Source organism: Paenibacillus sp. FSL R5-0928, from assembly GCF_037970385.1.
Classification (GTDB): Bacteria; Bacillota; Bacilli; order Paenibacillales; family Paenibacillaceae; genus Paenibacillus_AQ; species Paenibacillus_AQ odorifer.
Genome location: NZ_CP150225.1, coordinates 3,118,359 through 3,144,066 on the forward strand (window position 1 = coordinate 3,118,359; position 25,708 = coordinate 3,144,066).

Consider the following 25,708-nt stretch of genomic DNA (forward strand, 5'->3'; position numbering starts at 1 on the left):
TACACTCGAGTCGCCACCACCAGCCATCATCCATGGCCATCACCTCCTTTAAATGACAAAAAAACCTCATCCAATAAGGACGAAGTTGTCGTGGTACCACCTTAAATGATCGTGTCACCTTACGATTCTTGGCTTTCGATCTTCTCTTACCTGTACGGAGAGGTTGAATTAATTCTCGATACAGGTCCCTTGATAACGGCGGGAACCCCGGTTTTCCCTACTGCATCCATTAAGATAGTTCGGAAAAACAACTATAAAGGCCATTCGAGCATACGCTGGTCACCGGTTCGCACCTACCACCGGCTCTCTGAAGACCATGTTCGTCTGTCTACTTACCCTTTGTCATCGTTGTTCATGATATGTGAATTATTGTAATTCTGAACAGGGGTGTTGTCAATGAGTGGAAATCGTATGGTGATTGATGAGGTATCTAGGTTTATATGATCTAGCAAAGTATACCTTAAATGTATATAATCATCAGGAATTTAGTCCAATCTATCATTGCGGATTCACAATATACTACTCTATAACCTTGAAATGGAGTGATGATAAATGGCGACAATAATAAGTTATGGGTCACAGGCAAAAATCCCGTTAGATCCGTTTACTACAGCTATAACGGTTGCAGGGATTCCTGGAGCTGGAGCGGGTCTAGCCACAGCGCAAGTAAATATTAGTCCGGCTAATCCGGCTTCTTTCTCCAGTAGAGTCGAGTTAAATGGTAGTTTTAGTCTTACTGCACTTGCTAATAGCCAATTTCTTGTTATCATCCGACGAGCTGGAGTCGATATTTATAGATCCTTTTATCGTTTTACTACTATTACTGATATTCAATTAAGTGCTCAGTGGGTTGATGGTGCTTATATTGGAGTCCACAACTATGAATTGGTAATTCAGAATGATAGCAACTTGCCTATAAATCTATTTGGACCCATATCATTCACAGCAACTGCTATTGGAGGAGAGGGCGTAATTTAAGTTATGTTCCTATGCGCCATTCAAGGGACGGGTGAATCAAAGCTTTGGACAGTTGAATCGATCTGATTCAGCTGTCCTTTTTTCATGAACGTATAATTGAAGTGCAACTCTCGCAGCATAAATATCCAACCATACCCTTGATAGAGCGGTTTATTTATTTAAAATGTTATCCTCTAAAACAGCGTATTTATCGCCGAATTGCTTAATGATATGTTGTTCTCCCCAATTACATAATGCAGTCAAAATATCGCTTAAACTATCACCATATTCACTAAGCTCGTATTCTACTTTTGGTGGAACCTGATTATAAACAATTCGGTTGATGATTCCATCTGCCTCAAGCTCGCGTAGCTGCTGGGTTAACATTTTTTGAGTAATGCCGGGCATCAACTGTTTTAACTCGGAGGTGCGTTTTTTGCCATGAGTTAAATGACATAGAATTACGCATTTCCATTTCCCTCCGATGACCTCTAGTGTGGCTTCAACAGAAATATTGTATTTTTTCTTGACAGTTGTTGTTGGTGTTGTTGTCATGATAACCTCCATGGTATGGGTACTTTTTAGTACCTATGGCACTTTTAAGTGCGTACTATTGATTATGTCCAATTTAACCTATCATAACATTTTTCGTTCAATTTTTATAGAATGCTATAATTTAGAGAGCTTTTGGCAAAAAAGTTAAACGAAACAAAAACCGTTTCTATACCTCCCCCGTCTTAATCTATGAAAGGTTGAAGAGGGGAGGCTAAGGAAGGACATGACGATGACTAATGCAGAAATGAAAAAAGTAACGATTCTTGATACTCGGAGCGAGACGGATTTTTACGATTCGATATTGGTACATAGAGAACAACTGTACAGTATTGCTTATAGTTACTTGCGGAACCGAAACGATGCGCTGGAAGCGATGCAGGAAATGACTTGCCGGGCCTGGATTAAAAGAAAAACATTAAAGGACCCCAAAGCATTCAAATCATGGATTATTCGAATTCTAATTTATGTCTGTATAGATGAACAAAGACGAAGAAAACGTTCCATGCCGCTGGTAGATGAAAGAATAGGAGAACAGGTCACACATATTGGCCATCATCGGATGGAAATGTTGTGGGCACTTGAGCAGGTTAAGCCCAAGTATCGCCATGTGCTGCTGCTAAAATACTACAACGATATGACCTTGACTGAGATCGCTAACATTATGAATAAACCCGAGGGAACGGTTAAGACTTGGCAACATAAAGGGCTCAAGCAGTTGCGAACCATCATAAAGAATCGGGGTGAATGGAACAATGAGTAGTCAAGAGGAGCTTGCCATGTTAAGCGATGCCGAACGTATCCCACAAGAACAAAAAATAGAGAATGCAGCCGCTCAAATCTATGCGATCCAAGCAGGCTTGGAATTAGGCAAGAAACGTGGCAGAAGGTTAATGTTCACAAAAAGCGCGATGTCTGTGCTGGCGGCTGCAGTGATGATAGCGGGCCTGCTGTTCTTCAATCCAACCCAGCTGATGCCACAGCAAGGGACTTCGAGTGCTGAAACGTTCGATTGGGGCGTATTGGAGCCTTTTAAAACATTGGCTGCAGCTGATATTGATGCTCTTACTTTAGAGTCTGCAATCCGGAATGATTATGTACAAATCGTTAGTAAGAGTGCTGAATCAAATGGATATAAAATTACTCTGAATGCTGTGCTTGCTGATGAAAACAAAATCATGCTGCTGTATACAGGAACAACAAGTGATGGTCAGGAAGTGTACAGTGTAAATAGTGTGAAGCTGACAGATGCTGAAACTGGACGAGATGTAATGGAGGAGAATGGGAATAGAGGCGGAATGGGAGCACACGCAGAGGGAACCATATATACTTGGCTCGGCAAAACTGTATTTTCACTGGACCGAAATAAACCAAGGCCAACAGACGTAGTGGCGGATTTTCAGATTGCCTCTGTAGACCCGGGAATGTTAAGTAAACCGAAAACAGGAACGGTTTTATCTGACATGCGGTATTCTGATCGTTTAAAAGTGAACTTCTCTATTGATCCTAAGTTTTGGGAGCTGAAGACGGAGACATTAGTTGTTGACCACCCTTTCATAATTGACGGACAGGAAGTAAAACTAGCCGAAGTCGAGCTTTCTCCGTTAAGCATAGCGCTCAAATTTACGATAAATGAGGAATTGAAAACGGATTGGATCGTCCGAAATGAACTGTTTCAAAAGCTCCCCTATGAATTAACAGCGCAGGTTGGGAAGCGCGACATTAAAATTAATCCGAATTCTGGTAGTGGATCTGATGATGGATTTATAAGTTACTTCAGCAGTAATGTGTTGGATCACCCGAAGTCTCTACGACTGAAGCTTAATGCGGGGGCAGATCGAGAGAAAGAAGAGTATATTGATATTCTGAAAAAATGAGCGGTATACGATATTAGTGAATATGCGTTGGGAGTTGTAATATAGCAAAAAGGCCGCTGGTTGCGGCCTTTTTGCTATTGTAGGGACATTATACTAACTTTGTGAACGACCATTAACACCAAATTCGTCACTTGTTAATGAGGACAAACTCCTAATGCTCCTATCGGGACTGTATGTGCATAATGCTCTTCAGGGGCTACAGGCTCTTTATGTTCCTCAGGCTTCTCACGTTTCACAGGCTCCACATATTTCACAGGCTCTTCATGTTCTCAGGCTCCACATGTTTCACAGGCTCTTCATGTTTCACAGGCTTCTCATGTTTCTCACGCGCGTAACACTCCTAACGGACTGTATTGCAACTATTTTGGCTTTTTTGACCATTTTGCTGAGTTTTCGGACTGCATAGCTCTTATTGGTCTAAATCCACACCAAAATTAAGCATATTGGGTTGAATAGCTGCATCTGAGTCCGATAGCACTGCGAAATGCCCGGATTTTTCGAAATAAGGGCTCCTGAGTCCGAACCATCTGGCCTCGTAAATACTGCACTGTAAACTGTAAACTCCTGACCTCGTAAATACTGCACAGTAAACTGTAAAACACCGTCTGAGCGTCTTAGATATTTCGGCAGAACAAAAGTGGCGTTAGTGCGGTACAAAAGTGTTGCTAAGTGGCAATTAAGTTAATAACGCTCCTCACTTTTCTCATGTTCCTCATGTTTCTCACGCGCGTAACACTCCTAACGGACTGTATTGCAACTATTTTGGCTTTTTTGACCATTTTGCTGAGTTTTCGGACTGCATAGCTCTTATTGGTCTAAATCCACACCAAAATTAAGCATATTGGGTTGAATAGCTGCATCTGAGTCTGATAGCACTGCGAAATGCCCGGATTTTTCGAAATAAGGGCTCCTGAGTCCGAACCATCTGGCCTCGTAAATACTGCACTGTAAACTGTAAACTCGCCATCTGACCTCGTAAATACTGCACAGTAAACTGTAAAACACCGTCTGAGCGTCTTAGATATTTCGGCGGAACAAAAGTGGCGTTAGTGCGGAACAAAAGTGGTGCTAATGTGGTGTTAATATGGCGCTAATATGGCGCTAATTTGGTGCAAAGGTGGCGCTAATGTGGCAACTAAGTTAGTAACTTTTCTCGTTGTAGTTATGGGAGTATGTGTTCAGTGATTAGTTAGTCGCATTAGTCGCATTAGTCGAATTAGTTACTGTAACTTGTTTTCAACCATTCCTCGTTTGACCAGGACAATTTGCCAGCCCCTGAACCGTCAACAGCGGTAAGTCTAGATTTTAGACTAACTGGGTCATCTGAAGTGTAGCTATAAGGTAGTGTTGTGAATCCGTTCCATGCAAATGCTTTAACGGCAGCGGGTGCAGGGGAGAGAGGGCTGTTCTTAGATGTACTGTCTCCTCTGAATGTTGCTCCATCTAGTGAATAGATCGTATCTAAAGCTGCGATTGCACCCGTATATTTGCTATTACTCGCATCCGCTTGATTGTTGCGAAGTGGATTCACTACATCAATGATTACAGAACTTTCAAGTAATACAGCTCCTCCTTCTGTCGAGATTGCTCCGTTACTTGTAACCCCGAAATGATACCCCTTGCTTGAGATCGCTTTTTCCATAGCGGAGGTTAGACGTTTTTTAGCCAATCTGGTATCTTCGTTGTCCATTACAATGTTATAGGCATGCGCATTACCACTACGAAGGCGGGGCATGCGGTCTTGTATATCTTTATAGTAGTTGTGATGGAGCGTCACAGAAAGAAGCGCATTATCAGCTGCAAATTCTGTTGCGCCTATTAAATGGCCCTTTTTTTGACTAGCGGCAATCGCAATGATGTCGTCTTTACTTAGGCCAACTGAGCTGCTTCTTAAATAAGCGTACATGGGATAAGCAGCCTTGTTGGCTTCCATAGCATTAATTTGCTGAGTAACCCAGCTGTTTGCGTTTCTATCATCCCCTAAGAAGGAAGACCATGAAATGGTGACGCCGTTGCTGCCTTTTTTAACATCGACAACTCCGTCATAAGATTTATTGAAGGTGCAGTGGTCGATCCATACGTTGTTGCTATTCTCAATGGTGATGTAGTCCCAGTCGTTTTTATCGTAATTTCCTTTGGTTGCTTCATCCCATTCCCACAGCTCATCAAATTCAAGGTTGCGGATGATGACGTTAGAGCTTCTTTTAAAAGTAAAAGCGGCATGTTTAAGGGTTGCACCCTTAGCAGAGAAAATGGTCAAACCGTCGAAGTTGTCTATAGACACTTTGCTGACACCAGTCTCTATTAATACGGGATGTGTTAAAGCACTGTTATGAGCGCTAAATGGGGAGATCTTTGCCGCATCAGAAATTTCATTCCATCCCAGATCCAAGTCGTTCATAATTTCAATAACCTTTATTTTGGATCCTTTTCTCAGTGCAGTGGCAAGATCTTCTGCGCTATATACCTTTTTATAGAGTGGACTGGTTTCTTGGATATTTCCACCACCTGTTGTTCCTGTGGCAAACCCAGCCAAATCATATTCACTAACCTGTACCGGTGTAGGCGTTGGTGAAACAGTTGGTATCGGCGTAGCAGTAGGTGTTGGTGTAGCAGTCGGAGTCGGTATTGCAGTCGGTATCGGCGTAGCAGTAGGTGTTGGTGTAGCAGTCGGAGTCGGTATTGCAGTCGGTATCGGCGTAGCAGTTGGTGTTGGTATAGCAGTCGGAGTCGGTATTGTAGTTGGTGTTGGTATAGCAGTCGGAGTCGGTATAGCAGTTGGTGACGGCGTGACAGTCGGAGTCGGTGTAGTGCCATTGGTGTCAGAAACGGTCACGTTGTCGAACATCGTAATTGTCTTAAAGGTAACGAGCCCTACTGTACCTTTTTTTAATTTGGAATCGGAAGCTGAGAGCTCCAGCGTATCATTTACATACATGTTGATGGTATTTCCGCTCATTTCAAGTTTTACATTATACCAAACTCCTGTTTGCAGAGTGTAGGGTTTGCTGGTCAAAGTTGTAGTAGATCCAGAAACCTTTTTTCTGATTTCCAGCATGCCATCATTATTATTATACAAAGAAGCTGCATAAAAATTATTTCCATCTATGTATCTGCCTGCAACATAAGTTCTGTTTGAGCCATTAAAATCAACTACTTTTACATCCGCTTCCACAGTGTAATCGCTCCAGGCTGAATCACCTGCAGAAGTACGTCCTTCTTTTGTGGCAGACTGGTAATATACGCTGTTGCCTTCGTCCTCAACAATAGTCCAATTCCCACTAGTGGATGTCCATAGATTATCGCCCTCTTCAAAGCGGTCTTGGAAGAAGGTAGAAGCACTTGCCGGATACACAATAAAAAGAGAAAATAGCAGGGTAATGCACATAATAACACTCACATTTTTCTTGAATGATTTTAGCAAACTCATTGTAATCCTCCTTATGTATTTATAAATTTATATTAATATAAATACATATATCGGAAATAAATATAAGTAATAATATGATTATAAAGTCCTTTTTTTAATTAGTGCTATAATAGCTTTTTGGGTATTCAACGATGAATTCTGATCTATACGAACTAGGAGTGATAGACTTGAGCGTAATCCGAATGGAGAACGTAACTAAGAAATATGAGAATACATTGATCTTTCGAGATATTTATTTTCGTGTGAGCAAGGGTGAACGTATTGGCTTAATCGGACGAAATGGAGCAGGTAAATCTACTGTTTTTAAGCTAATAATGGGAAAAGAGGAGCCAACGGCAGGAAAAGTAGAATTAGATCCCAATGTGAAGATCAGCTACTTCTCTCAATTTTCGGAGCTTTCCGGGTCTTTGTCTGTACAACAAGAGTTAGAACTTTGCTTCGAAGAGGTAGCACGCATTGAACAGGAGCTTAACCAAATAGGAGAACAGCTTGGGCAGGTGTCGGATGATGTCCAGATGAATGTACTTTTAGAGCGCCAAGCTGAGCTTTTTGGACAAATGGAGCATTTGGATGGCTGGAATGTATCTGTGGAAATCAATACGGTGCTGACTAAATTAGGATTCGATGAGAGATCGCGGCATCAACCTGTAGAGGAGTTATCCGGAGGCTGGAGGAACCGCGCGGCACTGGCTAAAGTCTTAATTGAAGGACCTGATGTTGTATTGCTCGATGAGCCTACTAACTTTTTGGATATGGAAGGGATCGTATGGTTGGAGCAGTGGCTGCACCGTTTCAATGGGGCGATGCTTCTGGTCTCTCATGATCGGCAATTTATTGACAGAGTGGTCACGCGGACGATAGAAATCGAGAACTATCATTTCCAGGAATATGAAGGGAATTATACCGATTACGTTCGTAAAAAGAAGATGCGCAAAAAAGTGCTCGATCGGCAATTTGAGTGGGAAGAAGAACTTCTCCTTATGGAGTCTGAGGCCATAGAAAACCGCGGTAGTAAGAAGTCCTCTAAGGATCGTCTTTCGCGTAAGCTAACGGATATGAAAAAACGAGTGGAACCTCATCCAGTTAACGTATTAATCACTGATATCTATAGCAATTTACGTTTTCCTGACAAGCTGGGGGAAGTGAAGCGGGTTGGACAAAGTTATGATGGCCGCTCCATCTTCCAGAACATTAGCTTCGATATTCAAAAGGAAGACCGGATAGCAATCGTGGGTCCGAACGGCAGCGGAAAGTCGACACTCATCAAAGTACTGACTGGACAAGAAGCACCGGAATCGGGGGAAGTGACTTGGGAACGCGGGGTCAGCTATGCGTACTTTAATCAGATGTGGGATGAGCTGGATCATAAAGATACTGTCAGCCATGCCGTAAATGTTTATGGACTGGGACTGGACGCACCGCGGAAAAAGGTGAATAAATTTCTATCGATGCTGCAATTCTCGGAAATGGATCTGAGTAAAACGATTGGCAGCCTTTCAGGTGGACAGCAGGCCAGAGTGGCTTTAGCGAAATGCCTTCTCTCCGGAGCTGCTGTCATTATTTTAGATGAGCCCACTAACCATTTGGATTTAACTAGTATTCAGGTGATGGAGCAGGCGTTGATTCATTTTCCTGGCGCTGTAGTAACAGTTAGTCATGATCGGTTTTTTATTGATAAAATAGCGACGAAAATGCTCACCTTTGATCCTGAATTAGGCATTACTGAGCAAAATGTCTAGGATTACGCGGGAAGACGGATGATCACTGTCGTTCCTTCCCCTACGTGACTGGAAATTTCAATTCCATATTTTTCGCCAAAATGAAATTGAATACGATCATGAACATTTTTAATGCCAATATGTTCCTCATCTAAGGTATCTGAGGGTTGAGAGAGACGGAAACGAAGCTGTTTAAGTTTCTCTTCCTCGATGCCAATGCCGTTATCTTTAACGATAATCAGCATATCATCCCCCGATATCACCGAGGATACCTCAAGCAGACCTGGTTCACTGCGACTTTCTAGGCCGTGTACGATAGCATTCTCTACGATGGGCTGCAAGGAGAAGTGCATGACCTTAACGATCTCGCATTGCGGATCTAGCTGTTCCATATACTGTAATTTATCCCCAAAACGTAACTGCTGAATTTTCACATATAGCCGGACATGCTCAAGTTCTTCGCGCAGGGTAACGGTGATTTTCCCAGTCTGAACATGAATCCGAAACAATCTGCCCACGATTCCCACCATCTCGCCAATCTCTCTTTGCCCATTGATGATGGCTTTCATTTGAATTGATTCAAGGACATTTGCCAGAAAATGAGGATTGATTTGGCTTTTTAGCGCACCATACTGGGCTACCTTTTGTTGTGCCTTGGCCATCGATGATCGCTCAATATAGTTTTGCAAATCTTTTACCATTTTACGAATTCCATTATATAGAACCCCAAATTCATCTTGGCGGTTACTGTACAAATCCACATCGAAATTACCCATCCCCACCAGCTTCACCTTCCGGCTTAACAGAATAATAGGTTTGGTTACGCGTTCCGAGAGGATATACATAAATAAGAGTGCAGTGACAAGCGATAAGAGCGCTAAGGTTAAAATGATTTTGCCAAGAAAAGAAGCCTGCTTAGTCATCTCTTTTTCATCAATATATTGAATGACCTTCCAGTTGGAGTAAGGAGAAGTAACAAAATTAATATACGAATTCTTGTCATCAAAAGTACCATATAAGCTTCCGGCGTCGTTTTTCATAAAAGTATTAAGCGCCTGTTTGTCGATGGGGATAGGCTCTAAAGGACTCGTCTCCAATGAATCTGAGCTATAAACGTTGCCTCCTTTATCGTCTAAAATAATGAATTTCCGCTTGCTATTCTCGGACAGCTTTAAGATTTCACGTAATGAATCCAGCCGGATATCAATTAACATGACACCTAAGGGCTGCTTGCTTCCTTTTTTATTAATGACTCTGGCGATGGAGATGACGGATTGTTTAGAATTGGTGCGATAGAATGGGAGATGACTTCCAAATAGGATTACACCACCCTTTTTTTGTTGCGTCTGTAAATACCAATCCTCTTGGGTGTAGTCCTTCACATCATAATCCGCACGATTGAAATTGGCGGAGTAGAATACACGTGACCCCGCGAAAATCTGCACACTGTCGACATTTTTAATCGTCATTTCAATCCCGCTGATGAACTGTTCAATCGTGTTTCCATACTGAATACTTAGATCATTCCCGATATTATCTTTGTTGATAGTCCAATGCTCGAGGGCGGTTTGTAATTGACTATCTACTTGGGCATTAAGGGTCCCTTTTTCAATGCTTTGCAGATACTGGTCGATGTTGAAAGAAAGATTATTAAGGATGAGATTAGAGCTGCTTTGATATTCATTTTTGACGGCTTGATTTGAAAAAATATAGATAATCGCGGATATAATCAGCAAAGGAATGGTAATGGTCAGGATCATCAGCACAAAAATCTGCCGATTGACATGCCGCATCCGATAACGTTTTTTTGGCTGGTTAATTTGCATCATTTTGCTTACCACCCCGATTGTTTTCTATAGTCTGATGGGGTCATGTTGGTAAAAATCCGGAACGTTTTAACGAAATGCTTATAGCTTTTGTAACCACACATTGTGCAGACATCGGTCACCAGAATCTCCGGTTTTTTTAAGCATTCCTGCGCGTATTCCATACGGATTTCGGTTACAAATCGCATATAGTTCTTATCGAGTTTTCTTTTGAACAGACGACTTAAATAAGAAGGGTTATAGAAGAATCGATCCGCTACCATTTGTAGAGTAATATCTTGATCAATATTAGCTCTAATGAAGGATTTAATATGTTCAAAGATAATCACATCCTGCTGATGGTTATCCGTCAGACCTTCGGTATAAATGTTTCCCAAATGAACCATCCAATTCCCCAGCCACTCGAACATGACCTCAAGGGAGTGGAAATCCTCTACAAAAGTGAGGTTTAAGAGTTTATCGCTGTACACACCATCCATATGAATCTGATTTTTATTAGCGAAGCGGATAATGACACTTATAATTTCTTGTAAATACGCAAGCCATAGATCAGTAGAAGAGCCATCTGTTTTATGCAAAATATCTTGTGCCAATCGTTGCGTTAATTGCAATATCTCTTGTTTATTGGCGTTTTCGATGCAGGAGATTATTCGTTTCTTATCGTTGTCATCTAGTTGAATAAGTGTTGGTTTAGTAGCTGTGGCGCCAGCCTTTATGGATGAGATATGGAATATATTGCGCTCTTTCTGATAGAAGCGCTGATATAACAGCTTTTCAGACTCGTGAAGTAATGAAGTGATTTGAGATAGTTCGTTCGTTACTGTGCCTATAGCAAGATAAAGGGCAAAATGATGTTCTAGTGTAAGCTTGTTCAAATGCTGATCGAGTTCAGTAAGTACTTGTGTCTCAAAAGGGATAGTGCTCGTTGCAGTCTGTGATCCCATGACTATTAGCCCGTATAGTTTGGATTTAGCGGAATATGTAAAAATAGATCTTGGCAGATCTGCCGGGAGATAGGCCTCCGTAGCAAGATGTATAAACTTAGTAGCCTGTTCTCTCATCCACAAGGTGGATTGTGAAGGAGTTTCTCTGATAAGGAAACCTGCCAAAACAAAAGGGAGATACAAATAATGTTTACTTTTGAAACTACATAATTCAGCGATTAAATTAGTGTCCATTGCAGGTTGTTCTTCTTCCAGTAGTAGCTTTATAAGTTGTGAGCCTTCCAGAGTAGAACGTTTTCTTTGTTCTTGTTGTTTAAGTTGCAGCTTGTTCATGCATTCTTGAATCACGGTTAGACTTTCTTCATATTCCAAAGGTTTGAGCAAAAAAGCATGTACACTCCCAAGTTTGATGGCTCGTTGAGCGTATTCGAAATCATTAAATCCCGTCAAAATGATAAACAAAGTATCAGGAAGGAATTGGCGAAGCTCTTCGATCATCTGAAGACCATCCATTTCGGGCATGCGAATATCAGTGATCACTAAATCTGGCTGCTCACGCAGTGCGGTAACGAAGCCTTCTTTTCCATTCTCCGCTTCAACAATACTCTGAACACCAAGCTCCTGCCACGAAAAGTAATGTTTTAATCCCGTCCGTATTAACGGTTCATCCTCTACAATCATAAGCTTGTACATGAAATCCCTCCGGAAGACTAGATTTATAGTGGATTATTCAACATCGATACCATCAAATGTAAGTTATAAGCTAAAAATTAAAATAATTATAGGTGAAATATGTAATGTATTATAACATTGAAGAGGGACTGAAAGAAGGTATAGGTCAGAATACGACCCTAAATGTAAAAGGAGTGGGATTCTCCTAAATTTATAATTGATTTATGATTAGCGCAAGGAATGATAAAGCATTTTATTCCACAAAAATAATAGGGGGTAGCACATGAGAGCAATGAAAAAAGGGCTAATGAGCATTGTTGGTGTCGCACTTTTAGGTACACAGTTAGTTGCATGCGGAAATACGAATACAGCGAATTCCGCCAATGAACCAAGTAAAAATACTGATAAGAGTGAGCCCGCGGCCACTGAGACTGCTGCTAAACCAGTAGAAATAACATGGTGGAATTTTCCGAGCTTTCAAGCTTTAGATGGTGAAGTTGGCAAATATGAGAAGGAAATCATTGCAGCTTTTAATGAGAAGAATCCGGAAATTAAAGTCAACCTTGAGATGATCACCTTTGAAGGCGGCCCTGAAAAACTGAATGTGGCGATTGCTTCGAATACCGCACCTGATGTAATTTATGATGCTCCTGGACGGATTATTGACTGGGGTAAAAAGGACTTATTAGCACCTCTTAATGATATGGTGACCGATGAAGTGAAAAATGATATTTCGGAAGCCTTTTGGAAGCAGTCTAGTGTTGGTGATGAGATCTTTATGTACCCGATCAATACAGCTCCTTTTATGATGGCGGTAAACAAGACCGTTTTTGAGAAGATTGGCGCGTTAGATTTGCTTCCTCTGGATAAGGAAGATCGAACTTGGACGTTTGAAGAATATAAGAAAGCGCTGGAAGCTGTTAAAGAAAAAGCACCTGATGTTATCCCTACCGGATTCTTCGCGAAGAGCCAAGCTGGAGATCAAGGAACTCGCGCCTATCTTGCTAACTTAGGTGTATCCAGATTTCTAAATGAAGATAATTCCGCAGTCGCGATCAATACTGATAATGCTGCGAAAGCGTTGGATTGGATCGTTCAAGCTACAAAAGATAAACTTAGCGTTTCTGGTGCGGCTTCCCTTGCGGCTGCTGACGTGAACGACTTATTTTTGCAAGGAAAATTAGCCTTTACACTTAACTATTCTGCAGTACTTAAAGCTCAGAACGTATCTAAAAAAATGGTTGAATTCGAAGATGTTCTGCTTCCTTTCCCTACTTTAGATGGATCGGAACCTAAGCTTGAACCTTACCTCGGCGGTATGGCTGTATTCAATAATGGTGATGATGCCAAGATTGCAGCTTCTAAGAAGCTGATTGATTTTATCGCTAATGACCCTGTATGGGGTAAGAAAAACTTGATTCAAACAGGTGGTCTGTCTGTTCGTAATTCGATTACAGGCCTCTATGATGATGCAGAGTACAAATACGCTGAGTATGCTCGTAAATTCACAACAGATGCACCTACCATTGCCGATGGATATGCTGATATTCGTACTTTCTGGTTCCCTGAATTACAACGTGCTTTAACTGGAGGAGCAACCGGTAAAGAAGCTTTGGACAGCTTTGCTGCAAAAGCAAACGAAGCGATTACGAAAGCAAAGGCTGCAATGAAATAAAAAAAGTGAATGGTGTCCAAAAGAATAGAGTGCGGGAAGCACTCTTTTCTTTTTAAATCATCGAAGAAATGGGGAAGGACTGTGGGGACAACGGTTCGCAAAATAAAAGGTTATGTGATTCGCGACTGGATGATGAGTTATCTCTTTTTAGTGCCGGCATTTGGGTTTTTCCTGCTTTTTGTAGCTTATCCGATGGTGAAAGGGGTCTATATTAGTTTCTTCGATTATTCGTTGAGAGATTTCAGCTTTATTGGCCTCGATAATTATATCTCCTTAATAAAAGATGATAACTTCAGGAAGTCGATGGGAAATACATTATTGCTTGTACTCATCACCGTACCCATCGTTATTATTTTCTCGTTATTTATCTCTATGAATATTTATAAGAAAAAAGAGTTTGCCAGATCGTTTTTCCGCGGAGTGTTCTATTTGCCGGCTGTATCCTCGGTCGTAAGTATCACAGTCGTTTGGGGCTGGATCTATCATCCGAACTATGGGATTCTAAATTATTTAACCAGCTTTTTGGGAATGGAGCCTATATCCTGGTTAGGAGATACGAGGACTGCACTGCTTGCAATTATCGTGGTTCTGATAACGACCTCTGTAGGGCAGCCGATCATTTTATATGTGGCATCTATTGGGAACATTCCTACTTCTTACATAGAAGCAGCTGAGATTGATCGAGCGACGCCTTGGCAGATTTTCCGAAAAATATTATGGCCAATGCTAATGCCAACGAACTTATATATTATCGTGATTACCACGATCAACACCTTTCAATGTTTTGCGCTAATTCAGCTGCTCACCTCGGGTGGACCTGTGTATAGCACATCGACTGTAATGTATGGCGTTTACGAACAAGCCTTTATGCTCGGTCATTTTGGATATGCCTCGGCGATGGGTGTCATCCTTGCGATTGTGATCGGGATCATTTCTATCATTCAATTCAAATACTTTGGCAGTGATGTTGAGTATTAAGGAGGGGACATCATGAATTCTACGAATCCGTTAGAACTGAGAGCACCTATTGGCCAATCTAAGAAAGTAAGCAGATGGAAAAAAGAATTGACGATTCCAAAAATATTAGCCACCATCCTGTTGATTCTGGCAACGTTGTTTTTTATCTTCCCTTTTTATTGGGTGGTTTCAGGGGCATTTAAGCTTCAGACTGTAGCAACAACGATCCCCCCGGAATGGTTTCCGGCTAAGCCGACTCTGCAAAACTGGACCGAGTTATTTAAGAATCCTGTTGAGCGCTGGATGTTTAATAGTTTCATCATTGCTTTTTGTGAAATGGCAGCGATTTGTATCGTTTCTTCCTGTGCTGGATATGTGCTTGCCAAAAAGTCTTTTCCTGGCCGAGGGATTATTTTTACGATGTTTGTTGCCGCAATGGCATTGCCTAAGCAAGTTATTCTTGTCCCGCTGTTTACGATGCTTGCAGATTTTGGTTGGGTCAATACGTATAAAGGGCTTATTTTACCGGCGATTGGCTGGCCATTTGGAGTCTTCCTAATGAAGCAGTTCGCGCAGACCATTCCAGGAGAATTGATTGAAGCAGCCAAAATAGATGGCAGCTCTGAGATTCGTTTGTTCGGAACCATCATTTTACCTTTGTTAAAACCTGCAATAGGGGCACTGGCCATCTTTACCTTCATCACTTCTTGGAATGATTATTTCAGTCAGCTGATCATGACCAGATCGACTTCAATGATGACATTGCCACTTGGGGTAGCGACTCTTCGGGGTGAATTCACAACAAACTATGGACTGCTTATGGCGGGTGCTGCGTTAGCCTCTATTCCTATGATTGCAATTTTTCTAATGTTCCAAAAAGCCTTTACCCAAGGGATTACTATGGGGGCTGTAAAAGGTTAATTATTCTTATAACAACGAAAATTAGTAGTATGAATTAAACGACGGAGGCTGTAATTTATGAAATCATATGAGCTTGAATCCTTTAAAGGCATTATTATCGCTATGTACTCCAGTTATGATGCTGAGGGGGGAATCGATAAAGAAGCAGCCCGGAAATTAGCTCGTCATTATGCTACTACCGGAGTAAAAGGTCTTTATGTTGGCGGAAGCTCTGGCGAAGGTATGCTGCAATCTGTAGAAGAACGCAAACAAATGCTCGAGGCAGTTATAGCAGAGGTTGGAAAAGAGCTTACAATCATTGCTCACGTGGGTGCTCCATCTACAAGAGACAGTGTTGAACTAGCTATCCATGCTGAGAAAGTTGGCGCACATGCCGTATCGGCTGTTCCTGCGATTTATTATCGTCTGTCTCCGGACAGTGTTGAAAGTCATTGGCAGGCGATTATTGATAGTACGGCGCTTCCATTTATTATCTATCACATCCCGCAAACTACAGGCTTTCAATTATCGAAAAGCTTGCTGATTAAGATGGCAGCTCAGGATAAAGTAATCGGGGTGAAAATTTCGGCGGAGAGCACGTTTGAGCTTCAGCAATTTAAAGCCGCAGGCGGGAAGGATTTTCTAGTCTTAAATGGACCTGATGAGCAGTATTTGGCGGGCCGCAGTATTGGGGCAGATGGCGGGATTGGTGGAACTTATGGGGTGATGCCCGAGTTATTCCTAAAAGTGGAACAATGTTATGTGCAAGGAGAGATGGCTGAGGCGCAGAAATGGCAGTTCATAATCAATGAGCTCATTGTTGAATTGCTATCCTTTCCTTCATTATATGGTGCGTGTAAAGCGATCCTTAGTGTGCGCGGATTTGAAACAGGTCAGCCAAGAATGCCACTTTTACCGATTAAGGATTCCGATCAGGAGCGGGTGGAAGCTCTGAACAATAGAATATTAGACTATATTCTTGAAGCGAAGGGATAGGGTTAATAATGACTCGAATAAGTGATATCTTTCCGGTGAAAGGTCTGATTGTTTCCTGTCAGGCACTTGAGCATGAGCCGCTTCATGGTGGGGATACAATGGCTAAAATGGCAAGAGCAGCGGTTCAATCAGGAGCTATAGGAATCCGGACAAATGGTGTTCCAGATATTGTAGCTATCAAAAAAGAAGTAAATGTACCGGTCATTGGACTTATTAAACGGGAGATTCCCGGATCAGCCATATTTATAACACCAACCTTAGATGAAGTGAAGGCGATTGTTTCTGCAAAAGCAGAGATTATTGCGCTTGATGTAACGAATCGGGAAGAACGCTTAGAGTCAGTAAAGCCATTAATAGAATATGCACATCTGAGAGGTGTGCTTGTTATGGCGGATATTTCTACATTTGAGGAAGGGCTTGCCGCTGAGAAATTAGGTGTGGATTTTATCGGTACCACGCTTTCAGGCTACACCCCATACAGTACACAGCAGGAAGGACCGGACCTTGTCTTAATTCAACAATTAAGCGGATCTGTGAACATTCCTGTTGTTGCGGAAGGACGTATATGGACACCGGAAGACGCAGCAAAAGCTAAGAATGCAGGGGCATCATATGTTGTTGTAGGAAGTGCAATTACTAGGCCACAATTAATCACTTCGAGATATGTTAAGGCCGTGAGCAATGTCGATGACTGACGGAGGTGAGTCCGCGGTGGAAGGATATGATCCTCATATAGAATATGCGATCGGAGTAGATATTGGCGGCACGAAAATTAATGCCGGACTCGTCTCTTCACAAGGGGGCGTTTTACATACTGTAAGCCTAAGCACATTGGCTGGACAGACGAAAACAATGGATCGCATTATACTAGCAATTCAGACATTAATGGATGAAATAACAGCACAACAAGCGGGAATTCAGCTCCAAGGAATTGGCGTAGGATCAGCAGGGCAAATGGATTGGGAGGCGGGGCGTGTCCGCTCCGCTTCGGAGCTTATCCCTGGCTATGCTGGCACAGCTTTGAAGGATTTGCTTCAGACACAGTTTCAACTTCCAGTAATCGTTGATAATGACGTGAATGTATTAGCATTAACAGAGAAATATTTAGGCTCAGGCAAAGAGGTAAAAGACTTTATCTGTCTTGCCCTTGGTACGGGCGTGGGTGGAGCGATAGTCGTAGACGGCCATCTTGTTCATGGTTCTTGGGGTGGGGCTGGAGAGTTAGGCCATATGTCCGTAGATTTCAAAGGTCCTGCATGCGTTTGTGGTGGAAAAGGCTGCTTGGAGCAGTATGCTTCAGGCACAAGTATCGCACGTCGCATGCGCGACAAGCTTTTATTACATAACCAGTCCCCAGAGAACGTAGACTCACGGGAAGTGTTAGCGAGATGGAGGGCGGGTGACTCTCTGGCTACAGAGTTAATGGTAGACACGATTGCTGCGCTCGGATCCGCGATCGCTTCATTAATCCATATTTTTAACCCTAAAGTCATCGTCATTGGCGGTGGAGTGGCTGAAGCAGGCGAACTTTTATTTGAAGGCATTAGAAGAGAAGTAAAGAGCAGAGTAATGCCATCGATGCTGGAAAATGTTCGTATTGAAGCGGCCTATCATGGTAATTTATGTGGAATGATCGGAGCGGGGCTGCAGGTGTGGGAGTATAGCCCCAATAAAGTAAAGAGAGCAGAGCTATAAGGATCTATGCACAATCTATCTGTATAGAAAGTCACCGGGAGCAATACGTAGAAGCATTTAATTGTAATTCGTACAACTATATTTCTCGAATCCCTCAAGCCGATGGATATAAGTGTATTTTGTACAGCTATTTTCTTGATTTACAGCCTTAGTGGTGGCTTCTCGTGTTTTTAGTTGTATAAAATGCAACTAAAGTCAAAATGATTGCATTTGCCTACGAAATAACTGTATAGAATACATTTATTCCATTCCTCAGATTCCCCTGAGATCCGGTGTAATTGAGCCATTGAAGATTGATTAGTGTTTTGGGATTGATTAATTTTTTAAATAATTAAGTTAGAACCACATGTGAATAATACTCCATGTGGTTTCTTTTATTAGTTATAGCCCACCCCAGTACCCAATGCCGAATGAACCCTTCGTTCAACCATCAACACAACTAACCTATGTTATAGAGAGCAGTTTTTCGCTTTTTACGTTGAATTTATGATGGTGATTCATTAATGTGAGTATATCACACGATATCGCTACGACGAATTCAATGTGTCCAAAGACTCGGGGAAATTCGACCTTAACTGGTCCGGCTCGGATAAACTTGTTTGACCAAACCAGCCTAGCTAAGATTTTAATTAGGCTTAAGAAATACAAGATATCCAATTTGTATCCCTTAACTTATATAACAAAGGATGGGCAAACTATGGTCGATTATAATAACAACGAAGGAATAGGCGGTTTTCAACAAGGTAGCTATCGTCCATTAGCCATTAATCCCATTGATGCGAATTGGACCAGACAATCCCGATTCAGAGCTCCAACATCGCTTTCAGTTTTGAAGCGAGTTGTTGACTCGGGGCGGCCGGATTTTTCATATGGATTAAGCCCGTTTACAGTGGATGAACAAGGGAGAGCCATTTTAGCTGTGGGGCAGGGTGATTTCGAGCTTAATCATCAATACGGCAAACCATATTTACCTGTGTACATATGAAGATGAGTCACAAATTATTGGGAGACTCTATGCTTTTGACGCGGATGGAACCATAAGATGGGTTTACAAGTGCTCGTCCATATTTTGGTGCGATCCGGTTATTTCCCGTGAAGGAATCATATATGTTGGTCAAAATGTGAATTCCAAACTTTATGCTTTTAGTCCTGATGGAGAGTTGTTGTGGGAGAAACGGATGGGTCAAGGAGAAGGGCACCGTCCCCCTGTCATAGATCAGGATGGGGTTATGTATTGGTGTCTTTCTAGCCAGTTATATGCCATTGCTCCGGATGGCGAAGTGAAATGGATATACCAACCGGAGGAAAGTTACGTTGACACCAGCCCTTCCCTGGGCGCAGAGGGTAATTTATACGTAAATTTGACCGGCGGGGAATTCATTTGTTAGGTGGTTGAATAATGGGAACTTCATTTGCTAATCTCCACGTGTTTACCCATCGATAAGGAAGCCGTGCTGAAGAGCTTGAAACGGCTAAGACCTAAAGGAAGCTACTACATCGGGCAGTCCCAAGGCTGGACAACAGTACTGGGGGAGAAATTCAACTGGGAAACGATTGGTGAAAGCGCCAGATCTTTGTCTAACTTGATCTCTTCCCTTGTACTTGCTATAGGATACTTTGATGATGAAGTGTTGGAAATATTCATTTATCAGAATGGGGAAATACTGGACAGATATGCTGGAGGTGATGTTCTAGAAGAATATGAAATGGAGCCGGAGACTTTTGACTACGCTGCAGTCGTCGAACGTTTGGGGTTGACCGTTTCGCCCGATTCTTTGGGTGTCATGTTCCAGAATGATGATGTCCGGGAGATTGTAGAGCAACTGGAGACTGTTGTGCCTGCTCCGCTTATTCTGAAATATGACTGGGTAGAGGACGATGAGTCGCTTGGTGGGGAATTTGTTCACGTCCGCAGAGACCTTCAAACTATCAAAGCCTAAGAGGATTTGCTCCGGCACAGTGAATTATATAGTCCTAATTAGAAAAGGTTTTTTTATAAAATGCTATAGATATGATAGGGAAAGCCAAATGAAAGGAAGTTTTTCTTTTATAGTTCGTGATGAAAATATAGATTTTGAGGAAATAAGTAAAAGGTTAGATCTATCACCACCTTCAATTATTAAAAAGGGGCAATACATTAGAGATGGTGGGAGAACAAAAGCGCTGTAGCTCAAATCATAATTCAATTTTGATGGAAGGAGCTTTAATATTAAGAAAACCACCATGTTATCCATAATTCTTGCTGTAGTAATGTGTGCTGTAACAGCTTGTACTAACAAGGAGCCGACACTTGAAAACCACATAAACGAAACTAAGCTAATCGAAAATCAACACAGCATTTCTTATGAATTATCTCCGGAGTTATATACTTACAATGAACAAATTAATATTAACTATCCGCAAATATCTATTTTTGGAAAACCGAATGAACAAGAGAAGTTAAATGAAATGATCAAGGAACGTGCTTATAGTTATTTGGATAATTACTCTCCGGAGGAAAAAGAGACCTTTAGTTTAGATATGGATTATTCTGTATCTTTAGAAAATGAGGGCTTACTAAGTATTCAGTTTTCAGGATACAGTTATGTTGAAGGTGCTGCTCATCCTGTAGATATTTTTGATACTATAAATATTGATATGAAGAAATTTGAACCCCTACAATTAACTGATATCGTGACCATCGATGCGGAATTTTTGAAGGAGCTGAAGGAAAGTGAACTTCAATCCGATATTATTGAGCAAAAGAATATTCTTACTGAAAGATCAGATGAGGAATGGCTGACTTCACTTCAGCACGCAGATACTAGTGGAGCGGATATAAGATGGTACTTGACGGAGAATACGCTGGGGATAAGTGTGCAGATTTCTCATGCTATCGGAGATCATGCTGAGTTTGAAATCAAGTATGACAAACTGAAGCCTAAGCTGAATACTTTTTTCTTCCAGAAATAATAGAGCCTATTAAATTCCCTTGATTTAATAGAATAATTTACCGATAATGTTAATGGGGAACCCAGAATCAAATCCGTCATGAAGCAGGAGGCACTATCGGACAATGATGACTTTAATGAACATGGTGCGGGGAACGGAGAACGATCTTCCTGCTAAAGAAATGATTAAGTATTGGAATCATGAGCCTGGAACTTTAAAGATGGTAAGGGCCAGTAGCAATTTTATTTATACCTTTCAGTGGAATGGTAAACGCTTTTATTTAAGGTTTACTCATGAAGAGGATAATTCTGCAGACAATATCCAGGCAGAGCTGGATTTTATGATGTATTTATTAGAGCAAGGTTATGAGACCGTCGCTCCTGTGCGTTCTAAGTCTGGCAATTGGATTGAAACGTTGTTAACGAATCACGGGCGATACCACGGGGTAGTTTTTGAACAGGCCCAGGGTGAATATGTTTCACTTGATGAGATGAAGGAACCTCATTTTTATCAATGGGGCCAATCGCTTGCACGTCTGCATAATTTTTCGGAAACCTATGCACCGAGCACGCCTTATCGCAAAAGCTGGGTCGATTCATTGAATTTTATTTATTCCGTATTGAGCAGGCATCCTGAGGAGCATAAGGCGCTTAAGGAATATGAGCGGATTGAAGCTTGGTTATCAGAGCTCCCTTTTGGAGTGGGGCATACTGGGCTCGTACATTATGATTTTGAGATGGATAATATCTTTTATATGCAAGAAGAATCCCGCTACAGTGCCATCGATTTTGATGACTCTATGTATCACTGGTTTGCGATGGATATTACATCGGCGTTAAGAGACCTGACGGAATCGGATGATGATGAAAGTAGAAGAAACATTGATGTTTTTATTAGTGGATATAGATCGGTTAAGCAGCTAGATGATGAGTATATTAAGATGATACCTGAATTTCAAAGATTTGCAGACTTATACAGTTTTGCTAGATTACTTCGGTGTATGGAGAATTCGGATGATTCTATTTTCCCGGATTGGGCGCAACAGCTTAAACTGAAATTAGAAAGAATTTGTGACCGATTACGAACCGGCTTTCAAGCACATATAGTGCTGAAGGATATCACGGAAAAAAACTGGTACGCTTGTACTCAATTAGAAGTATCGGATGCGCAAAAGTCTATTTTCCCCGTACCGGTGGTCTATTGGTTAGCAGAAGCAGCTTATTGTGGTATGACCCCGCTCGCTTTATATGCAGATGAGGAATTGGTAGGTTTCTCTGTGTATAGCGTAGATCCTGAGGATGGAAGTTATTGGATTATGGCTTTTATGATTGACCAGAAGTACCAAAACAGAGGTTTAGGCAGAACGGGTATGGATACCTTAATTCGTTATATTAAAGCAGAACATCATTGCGACAAAATCGTTATTGGCCATCGGATCGAGAACGAACGTGCTTCGAATTTATATACATCACTCGGGTTCGTTGAAGTCAGTAGGGACGAGGTTGAAGTTATACGAGGGTTGGTAGTGTAGAAAGGGAGAAGCCGCCAAAGGTTTGGCGGCTCTTTTTTTATATAAGGAAATAAAATTAATCTACAGAGCCGGTAGTCAGCAGCTGATCAAAAGAGACAGGGAATAGTGGCTCAATTAGCGATAAAATTGCTTTTGCATACTCCTGAATTTCTTTCTGAGCGTCATGCTCCAGTCTTTGATTTAAAAAATGAGCTACAGATTGAACTGAAGCTGTCCAGTACCAACGAACGAATAATCCATAAGCAGGTAGAAACAGTCTTGCTTGTTCAGCACATATGCCATCTGCTAAAGCTGCTTCATACTTAGATAATCCTAACTCGGTGTATTCTTGAAGCTCGCGGGTGTATTTTTCACCAAGCTCCCATGCAATGATGTCGCCACTGCCTTGTTTGGAATTCTCTGGTTTGGATCTCCATTCTCCCGCAGCAGGTTGATAAAAGACGGGTTCTTCTGTAATGTATCTTCTGCTGGATTCGTTCCAGGCTTCCAAGCTATCCCCAGTACCTTCGTAATGAGCAGAACCGACTACGTATTTCCACCACTGTCTCGCAACCATTAATGGGGCATAAACCTCAAATTGAGTGATGGCATGGCGGAAAGGAGAGGTATGTCCTTCACGGGCAAGGAATTTTATTAGTTTAATATCCCGATCACTAAGCTCAAAAGATTGTTTAGCATAAGATACACGCGCAGCGTTAGCAACCGTTAAATCTGAGCCCATATGATCTACTAATCTTACATAACCTTCATTTAAAACTTTGATTGTTGTCAATTTAATGTAGCCTCCTTTTCCAAAGCAGAGTAAATGAACTCGTCACACCATTGTTGATTGCAAAATCTAGTCTCTCTGAGGATTCCATCTCTAATCATTCCTGCTCTAATCATAACTTTTTCAGATTGAAGATTCTCTGCATTGGCATATGCAACGACTCTATGGGCATTAAGAGAGCTAAAGGCGTAACCTATCAGTGTTTTGACGGCTTCAGTCGCATAGCCCATTTTCCAGTATTCCGGCAGTAGGACCCAGCCAATCTCCCATTCTCTGATCTCTTCCCAATTTAACTTTATACTTACGTTACCTATGGGTGTCCTATTTTGCTTAGTACATACTGCTAAATCATAATGCTCACGCGGATCGCTGGTAGTCTGAGTCAGAATCGACAGGAAGTTCTCTTTAATTTGTTTGGCATCTGGTGCGGAGTTTTCATATTTGTAAGACAAAGGATTAAGTTCCAGTTCTTCATAAAAAGAAAAATCATCGCTTGTATAATCTCTTAATATCAATCTGTCGGCTATTATCTCCACTGGCTAACACCTCCTAATCCATGATTATAATGGAAGACCCTGTAATTATCACGGAGTAAATTCACTAGAAATACAAAAAAATATTTCTGTAAATTTTTCTCTAGTAAAATTGTGGAATTGTGATACAGTAATTAAGGTTTATATATTTAGAGGGGGATGTAAGGAAAATGAAAGCTATTAAATGGAGCATCACTGCAGCGTTAGCAGTATCTATGTTGGGTCCAATACATACAGTGAAGGCGGCAGATACGCGTAACGTCGATTACGATCAAGGTAGTATTTTACGGAGTGCCAGTTCAGTTTCGTCATCATACAATGAAGGCAATCAGCAGGTTGAAGATTTGATATTTCAGATGGATGCTACGGAAATCACTGTTGGGGATAATGTTCCGGTACAAATCTATGCTAAAGATGCCGATGGCATATCCGAACGCGTCCCGTTAGCTCAAGCAAATGTCGTAATTGAAAAGCCTTATTTGCTGCAAAAGCAAGCCGATGGCACAATGAAAGCCTTAGCGGTAGGAGAAACGAACGTAACGGTCATTTCAGGATCAGATACCAAAACAATAAAAGTTTCGATCAGTGCGGACCATGATATTGATCAAGGTGCATTTGTTAATGGAACAATGTATTTGCCGGTTCAATCGGTTTTTCAAACGTTGGGAGCAACAGTCCAAGTTAATACAGCAACTAAAACCTTTAGCATTCGTCTAGGTGATTTGCCAATACAGCTTCAACTCGGAAGCGATATTGCAATGGTGAATGGTGCGAAAGTCAAAATGAGTGGTAAAGTGCAAAAGATCGACGGATCTACAGTTTTTCCTGCCACGCTTTTAAAGACTGCACTGTCAGCAGAGTTAATTTGGGATGGAAATTATCAGACGATGGAGATCTACTTCGGCAAAGCAGAGTTGTTCGCCTATACGAAACAAACCGCGCAGATTTTTAAGAAGGAAGAACAAGGAAACCTCGTTAAGTTCATTGGAAAAACATATTGGCTCAATCAATTCGACTCCGATTATAAGTTCCAAAAAGTCACTATTGTAGATATTCTACCTGATTATGAAGGTGAATTCGCCATTTCATTTAAGATTTTATCGACGGGGCAAATTCTTAACTCTTATAAAATGTCGGGAGATGAGTTGATCCGTACATTAGGAAATAAAGAATATTTCTTAACAACGGATCCATTTAAGACCTATAAGTGGTCGGATGCGATTTGGACTAAGATTAAAAAGAGCATAGTTGCTACTGGGATGACCAAGCAGCAAGTGGAGTTTAGTTGGGGTAAGCCAATAAGTAAATCTACACTATCAGGTAGTGGCATTCAAGTGGAGACCTGGCAGTATGGTAATTATAACTATGTTACCTTTACGAACGGTGTTGTCTCCATGATCTATACGAATTAATTCTTCCTTATTTCTGCGTTACTTTAGTCATAGAGCCTGTCTTTGCGACATATCATTTTGGAGAAGCACTTTCAGAATTAAAGTGTTGACTATTGTTGTTCGAAATGAGGGGTTTATTCATGGCAAAGTCAAAACGTGGACATGCACTTTGGAATTTACCATCAAGGGGCAGAGGGACTTGTCCAATCTGTCAGAACACCCGTATTAAGCTGCTTTATCCCAAGAAAAAAACGGATGGAGCAGTCGTTAAGGTCTGTAAACGCTGTGACAAGGCTCCGCAGACAAAAGTAGATGCCGTGTTGATTTAAAAAGAGTACACAAAAAAGAGGCTGT

General features: G+C 41.5%; 23 protein-coding genes and 1 other annotated feature. Of the genes, 17 read left to right on the forward strand and 6 right to left on the reverse strand.

Annotated elements, in window-relative coordinates; genetic code table 11:
- Positions 1-72: 72 nt before the first annotated feature.
- Positions 73-355 (reverse strand) — a binding site (T-box leader).
- Positions 356-552: 197 nt separating this feature from the next.
- Entirely contained in the window at positions 553-978 is a 426-nt protein-coding gene (locus tag MKZ16_RS13950) for a hypothetical protein (RefSeq protein WP_036686349.1), read from the forward strand.
- A 150-nt stretch (positions 979-1,128) separates the two neighbouring features.
- Here MKZ16_RS13950 and MKZ16_RS13955 read toward each other — a convergent pair whose 3' ends face one another.
- Positions 1,129-1,512 carry a winged helix-turn-helix transcriptional regulator gene (locus MKZ16_RS13955; protein ID WP_036686351.1) on the reverse strand — a complete coding sequence of 128 codons (384 nt, stop codon included), beginning with the start codon at positions 1,510-1,512 and terminating at the stop codon, positions 1,129-1,131.
- 223 nt (positions 1,513-1,735) lie between these two features.
- On the opposite strand from MKZ16_RS13955, the gene MKZ16_RS13960 reads away from it, so the two are divergent.
- Together MKZ16_RS13960 and MKZ16_RS13965 are read left to right on the forward strand one after the other, a co-directional pair.
- On the forward strand, positions 1,736-2,272 hold the full coding sequence (locus MKZ16_RS13960; protein ID WP_036686352.1) for a sigma-70 family RNA polymerase sigma factor: 537 nt from the start codon (positions 1,736-1,738) through the stop codon (positions 2,270-2,272).
- Positions 2,265-3,386 carry a DUF4179 domain-containing protein gene (locus MKZ16_RS13965; protein WP_076105027.1) on the forward strand — a complete coding sequence of 374 codons (1,122 nt, stop codon included), beginning with the start codon at positions 2,265-2,267 and terminating at the stop codon, positions 3,384-3,386. The genes MKZ16_RS13960 and MKZ16_RS13965 overlap by 8 nt, the downstream gene beginning before the upstream one ends.
- A gap of 1,216 nt (positions 3,387-4,602) precedes the next feature.
- Here MKZ16_RS13965 and MKZ16_RS13970 read toward each other — a convergent pair.
- Positions 4,603-6,816 carry a pectate lyase gene (locus MKZ16_RS13970; protein ID WP_256715452.1) on the reverse strand — a complete coding sequence of 738 codons (2,214 nt, stop codon included), beginning with the start codon at positions 6,814-6,816 and terminating at the stop codon, positions 4,603-4,605.
- Positions 6,817-6,983: 167 nt separating this feature from the next.
- On the opposite strand from MKZ16_RS13970, the gene MKZ16_RS13975 reads away from it, so the two are divergent.
- Positions 6,984-8,555 (forward strand): ABC-F family ATP-binding cassette domain-containing protein, encoded by a 1,572-nt coding sequence (locus MKZ16_RS13975; RefSeq protein ID WP_076104302.1) that lies wholly within the window; start codon positions 6,984-6,986, stop codon positions 8,553-8,555.
- Between the two features lie 2 nt (positions 8,556-8,557).
- On the opposite strand, the gene MKZ16_RS13980 is transcribed toward MKZ16_RS13975, so the two are convergent.
- Together MKZ16_RS13980 and MKZ16_RS13985 are read right to left on the reverse strand one after the other, a co-directional pair.
- Positions 8,558-10,363, reverse strand: a complete 1,806-nt coding sequence (locus tag MKZ16_RS13980; protein WP_076104301.1) for a sensor histidine kinase — start codon at positions 10,361-10,363, stop codon at positions 8,558-8,560.
- Between the two features lie 5 nt (positions 10,364-10,368).
- On the reverse strand, positions 10,369-11,997 hold the full coding sequence (locus MKZ16_RS13985; protein ID WP_076104300.1) for a response regulator: 1,629 nt from the start codon (positions 11,995-11,997) through the stop codon (positions 10,369-10,371).
- Between the two features lie 262 nt (positions 11,998-12,259).
- Here MKZ16_RS13985 and MKZ16_RS13990 point away from each other — a divergent pair, with 262 nt between their 5' ends.
- The 11 genes from MKZ16_RS13990 to MKZ16_RS14040 all read left to right on the forward strand — a co-directional run bounded on the left by MKZ16_RS13990 (position 12,260) and on the right by MKZ16_RS14040 (position 22,661).
- Positions 12,260-13,651 carry an extracellular solute-binding protein gene (locus tag MKZ16_RS13990; protein WP_076104299.1) on the forward strand — a complete coding sequence of 464 codons (1,392 nt, stop codon included), beginning with the start codon at positions 12,260-12,262 and terminating at the stop codon, positions 13,649-13,651.
- Between the two features lie 129 nt (positions 13,652-13,780).
- Entirely contained in the window at positions 13,781-14,629 is an 849-nt protein-coding gene (locus MKZ16_RS13995; protein WP_052097471.1) for a sugar ABC transporter permease, read from the forward strand.
- A gap of 12 nt (positions 14,630-14,641) precedes the next feature.
- Positions 14,642-15,529: a carbohydrate ABC transporter permease gene (locus MKZ16_RS14000; RefSeq protein WP_076101717.1), complete on the forward strand. Its 888-nt coding sequence runs from the start codon at positions 14,642-14,644 to the stop codon at positions 15,527-15,529.
- A gap of 57 nt (positions 15,530-15,586) precedes the next feature.
- Complete coding sequence (locus MKZ16_RS14005; RefSeq protein ID WP_076101719.1) at positions 15,587-16,504, forward strand: dihydrodipicolinate synthase family protein; 918 nt, start codon at positions 15,587-15,589, stop codon at positions 16,502-16,504.
- Positions 16,505-16,512: 8 nt separating this feature from the next.
- Positions 16,513-17,199, forward strand: a complete 687-nt coding sequence (locus tag MKZ16_RS14010; RefSeq protein ID WP_036686363.1) for an N-acetylmannosamine-6-phosphate 2-epimerase — start codon at positions 16,513-16,515, stop codon at positions 17,197-17,199.
- On the forward strand, positions 17,192-18,199 hold the full coding sequence (locus MKZ16_RS14015) for an ROK family protein (RefSeq protein WP_076101721.1): 1,008 nt from the start codon (positions 17,192-17,194) through the stop codon (positions 18,197-18,199). Before MKZ16_RS14010 ends, MKZ16_RS14015 begins: the two co-directional genes overlap by 8 nt.
- 697 nt (positions 18,200-18,896) lie before the next feature.
- Positions 18,897-19,184 (forward strand): hypothetical protein, encoded by a 288-nt coding sequence (locus MKZ16_RS14020; protein WP_076104298.1) that lies wholly within the window; start codon positions 18,897-18,899, stop codon positions 19,182-19,184.
- Positions 19,129-19,587, forward strand: coding sequence for a PQQ-binding-like beta-propeller repeat protein (locus tag MKZ16_RS14025; RefSeq protein ID WP_305953727.1), 459 nt, complete (start codon positions 19,129-19,131; stop codon positions 19,585-19,587). The genes MKZ16_RS14020 and MKZ16_RS14025 overlap by 56 nt, the downstream gene beginning before the upstream one ends.
- A 24-nt stretch (positions 19,588-19,611) precedes the next feature.
- A complete protein-coding gene (locus MKZ16_RS14030) occupies positions 19,612-20,139 on the forward strand; it encodes a hypothetical protein (RefSeq protein ID WP_076144030.1) in 528 nt (175 codons plus the stop codon).
- A 283-nt stretch (positions 20,140-20,422) separates the two neighbouring features.
- Positions 20,423-21,151 (forward strand): DUF4163 domain-containing protein, encoded by a 729-nt coding sequence (locus MKZ16_RS14035; RefSeq protein WP_076104294.1) that lies wholly within the window; start codon positions 20,423-20,425, stop codon positions 21,149-21,151.
- A gap of 103 nt (positions 21,152-21,254) precedes the next feature.
- Positions 21,255-22,661, forward strand: coding sequence for a GNAT family N-acetyltransferase (locus MKZ16_RS14040; protein ID WP_081383574.1), 1,407 nt, complete (start codon positions 21,255-21,257; stop codon positions 22,659-22,661).
- Between the two features lie 55 nt (positions 22,662-22,716).
- Here MKZ16_RS14040 and thyX read toward each other — a convergent pair whose 3' ends face one another.
- Positions 22,717-23,433, reverse strand: a complete 717-nt coding sequence (gene thyX / locus MKZ16_RS14045) for an FAD-dependent thymidylate synthase (protein ID WP_038570515.1) — start codon at positions 23,431-23,433, stop codon at positions 22,717-22,719.
- On the reverse strand, positions 23,430-23,966 hold the full coding sequence (locus tag MKZ16_RS14050) for a GNAT family protein (protein WP_076104293.1): 537 nt from the start codon (positions 23,964-23,966) through the stop codon (positions 23,430-23,432). The genes thyX and MKZ16_RS14050 overlap by 4 nt, the downstream gene beginning before the upstream one ends.
- A gap of 167 nt (positions 23,967-24,133) precedes the next feature.
- On the opposite strand from MKZ16_RS14050, the gene MKZ16_RS14055 reads away from it, so the two are divergent.
- Together MKZ16_RS14055 and MKZ16_RS14060 are read left to right on the forward strand one after the other, a co-directional pair.
- A complete protein-coding gene (locus MKZ16_RS14055) occupies positions 24,134-25,375 on the forward strand; it encodes a stalk domain-containing protein (protein WP_076104292.1) in 1,242 nt (413 codons plus the stop codon).
- 119 nt (positions 25,376-25,494) lie between these two features.
- Positions 25,495-25,683 carry a hypothetical protein gene (locus tag MKZ16_RS14060; protein ID WP_036686376.1) on the forward strand — a complete coding sequence of 63 codons (189 nt, stop codon included), beginning with the start codon at positions 25,495-25,497 and terminating at the stop codon, positions 25,681-25,683.
- Positions 25,684-25,708 lie beyond the last annotated feature (25 nt).

Bases quoted from the DNA above. Each gene is read 5' to 3' on its own strand.
- MKZ16_RS14020 (WP_076104298.1), top strand. From the start codon at position 18,897: ATGGTCGATTATAATAACAACGAAGGAATAGGCGGTTTTCAACAAGGT.
- MKZ16_RS13970 (WP_256715452.1), bottom strand. From the start codon at position 6,816: ATGAGTTTGCTAAAATCATTCAAGAAAAATGTGAGTGTTATTATGTGC.
- MKZ16_RS13995 (WP_052097471.1), top strand. From the start codon at position 13,781: ATGATGAGTTATCTCTTTTTAGTGCCGGCATTTGGGTTTTTCCTGCTT.
- MKZ16_RS14015 (WP_076101721.1), top strand. From the start codon at position 17,192: ATGACTGACGGAGGTGAGTCCGCGGTGGAAGGATATGATCCTCATATA.
- MKZ16_RS14055 (WP_076104292.1), top strand. From the start codon at position 24,134: ATGAAAGCTATTAAATGGAGCATCACTGCAGCGTTAGCAGTATCTATG.
- MKZ16_RS14005 (WP_076101719.1), top strand. From the start codon at position 15,587: ATGAAATCATATGAGCTTGAATCCTTTAAAGGCATTATTATCGCTATG.
- MKZ16_RS13985 (WP_076104300.1), bottom strand. From the start codon at position 11,997: ATGTACAAGCTTATGATTGTAGAGGATGAACCGTTAATACGGACGGGA.
- MKZ16_RS14035 (WP_076104294.1), top strand. From the start codon at position 20,423: ATGTTATCCATAATTCTTGCTGTAGTAATGTGTGCTGTAACAGCTTGT.
- MKZ16_RS14010 (WP_036686363.1), top strand. From the start codon at position 16,513: ATGACTCGAATAAGTGATATCTTTCCGGTGAAAGGTCTGATTGTTTCC.
- MKZ16_RS14000 (WP_076101717.1), top strand. From the start codon at position 14,642: ATGAATTCTACGAATCCGTTAGAACTGAGAGCACCTATTGGCCAATCT.
- MKZ16_RS14040 (WP_081383574.1), top strand. From the start codon at position 21,255: ATGATGACTTTAATGAACATGGTGCGGGGAACGGAGAACGATCTTCCT.
- MKZ16_RS13990 (WP_076104299.1), top strand. From the start codon at position 12,260: ATGAGAGCAATGAAAAAAGGGCTAATGAGCATTGTTGGTGTCGCACTT.
- MKZ16_RS13980 (WP_076104301.1), bottom strand. From the start codon at position 10,363: ATGATGCAAATTAACCAGCCAAAAAAACGTTATCGGATGCGGCATGTC.
- MKZ16_RS13965 (WP_076105027.1), top strand. From the start codon at position 2,265: ATGAGTAGTCAAGAGGAGCTTGCCATGTTAAGCGATGCCGAACGTATC.
- MKZ16_RS13950 (WP_036686349.1), top strand. From the start codon at position 553: ATGGCGACAATAATAAGTTATGGGTCACAGGCAAAAATCCCGTTAGAT.
- MKZ16_RS14060 (WP_036686376.1), top strand. From the start codon at position 25,495: ATGGCAAAGTCAAAACGTGGACATGCACTTTGGAATTTACCATCAAGG.
- MKZ16_RS13955 (WP_036686351.1), bottom strand. From the start codon at position 1,512: ATGACAACAACACCAACAACAACTGTCAAGAAAAAATACAATATTTCT.
- MKZ16_RS13960 (WP_036686352.1), top strand. From the start codon at position 1,736: ATGACGATGACTAATGCAGAAATGAAAAAAGTAACGATTCTTGATACT.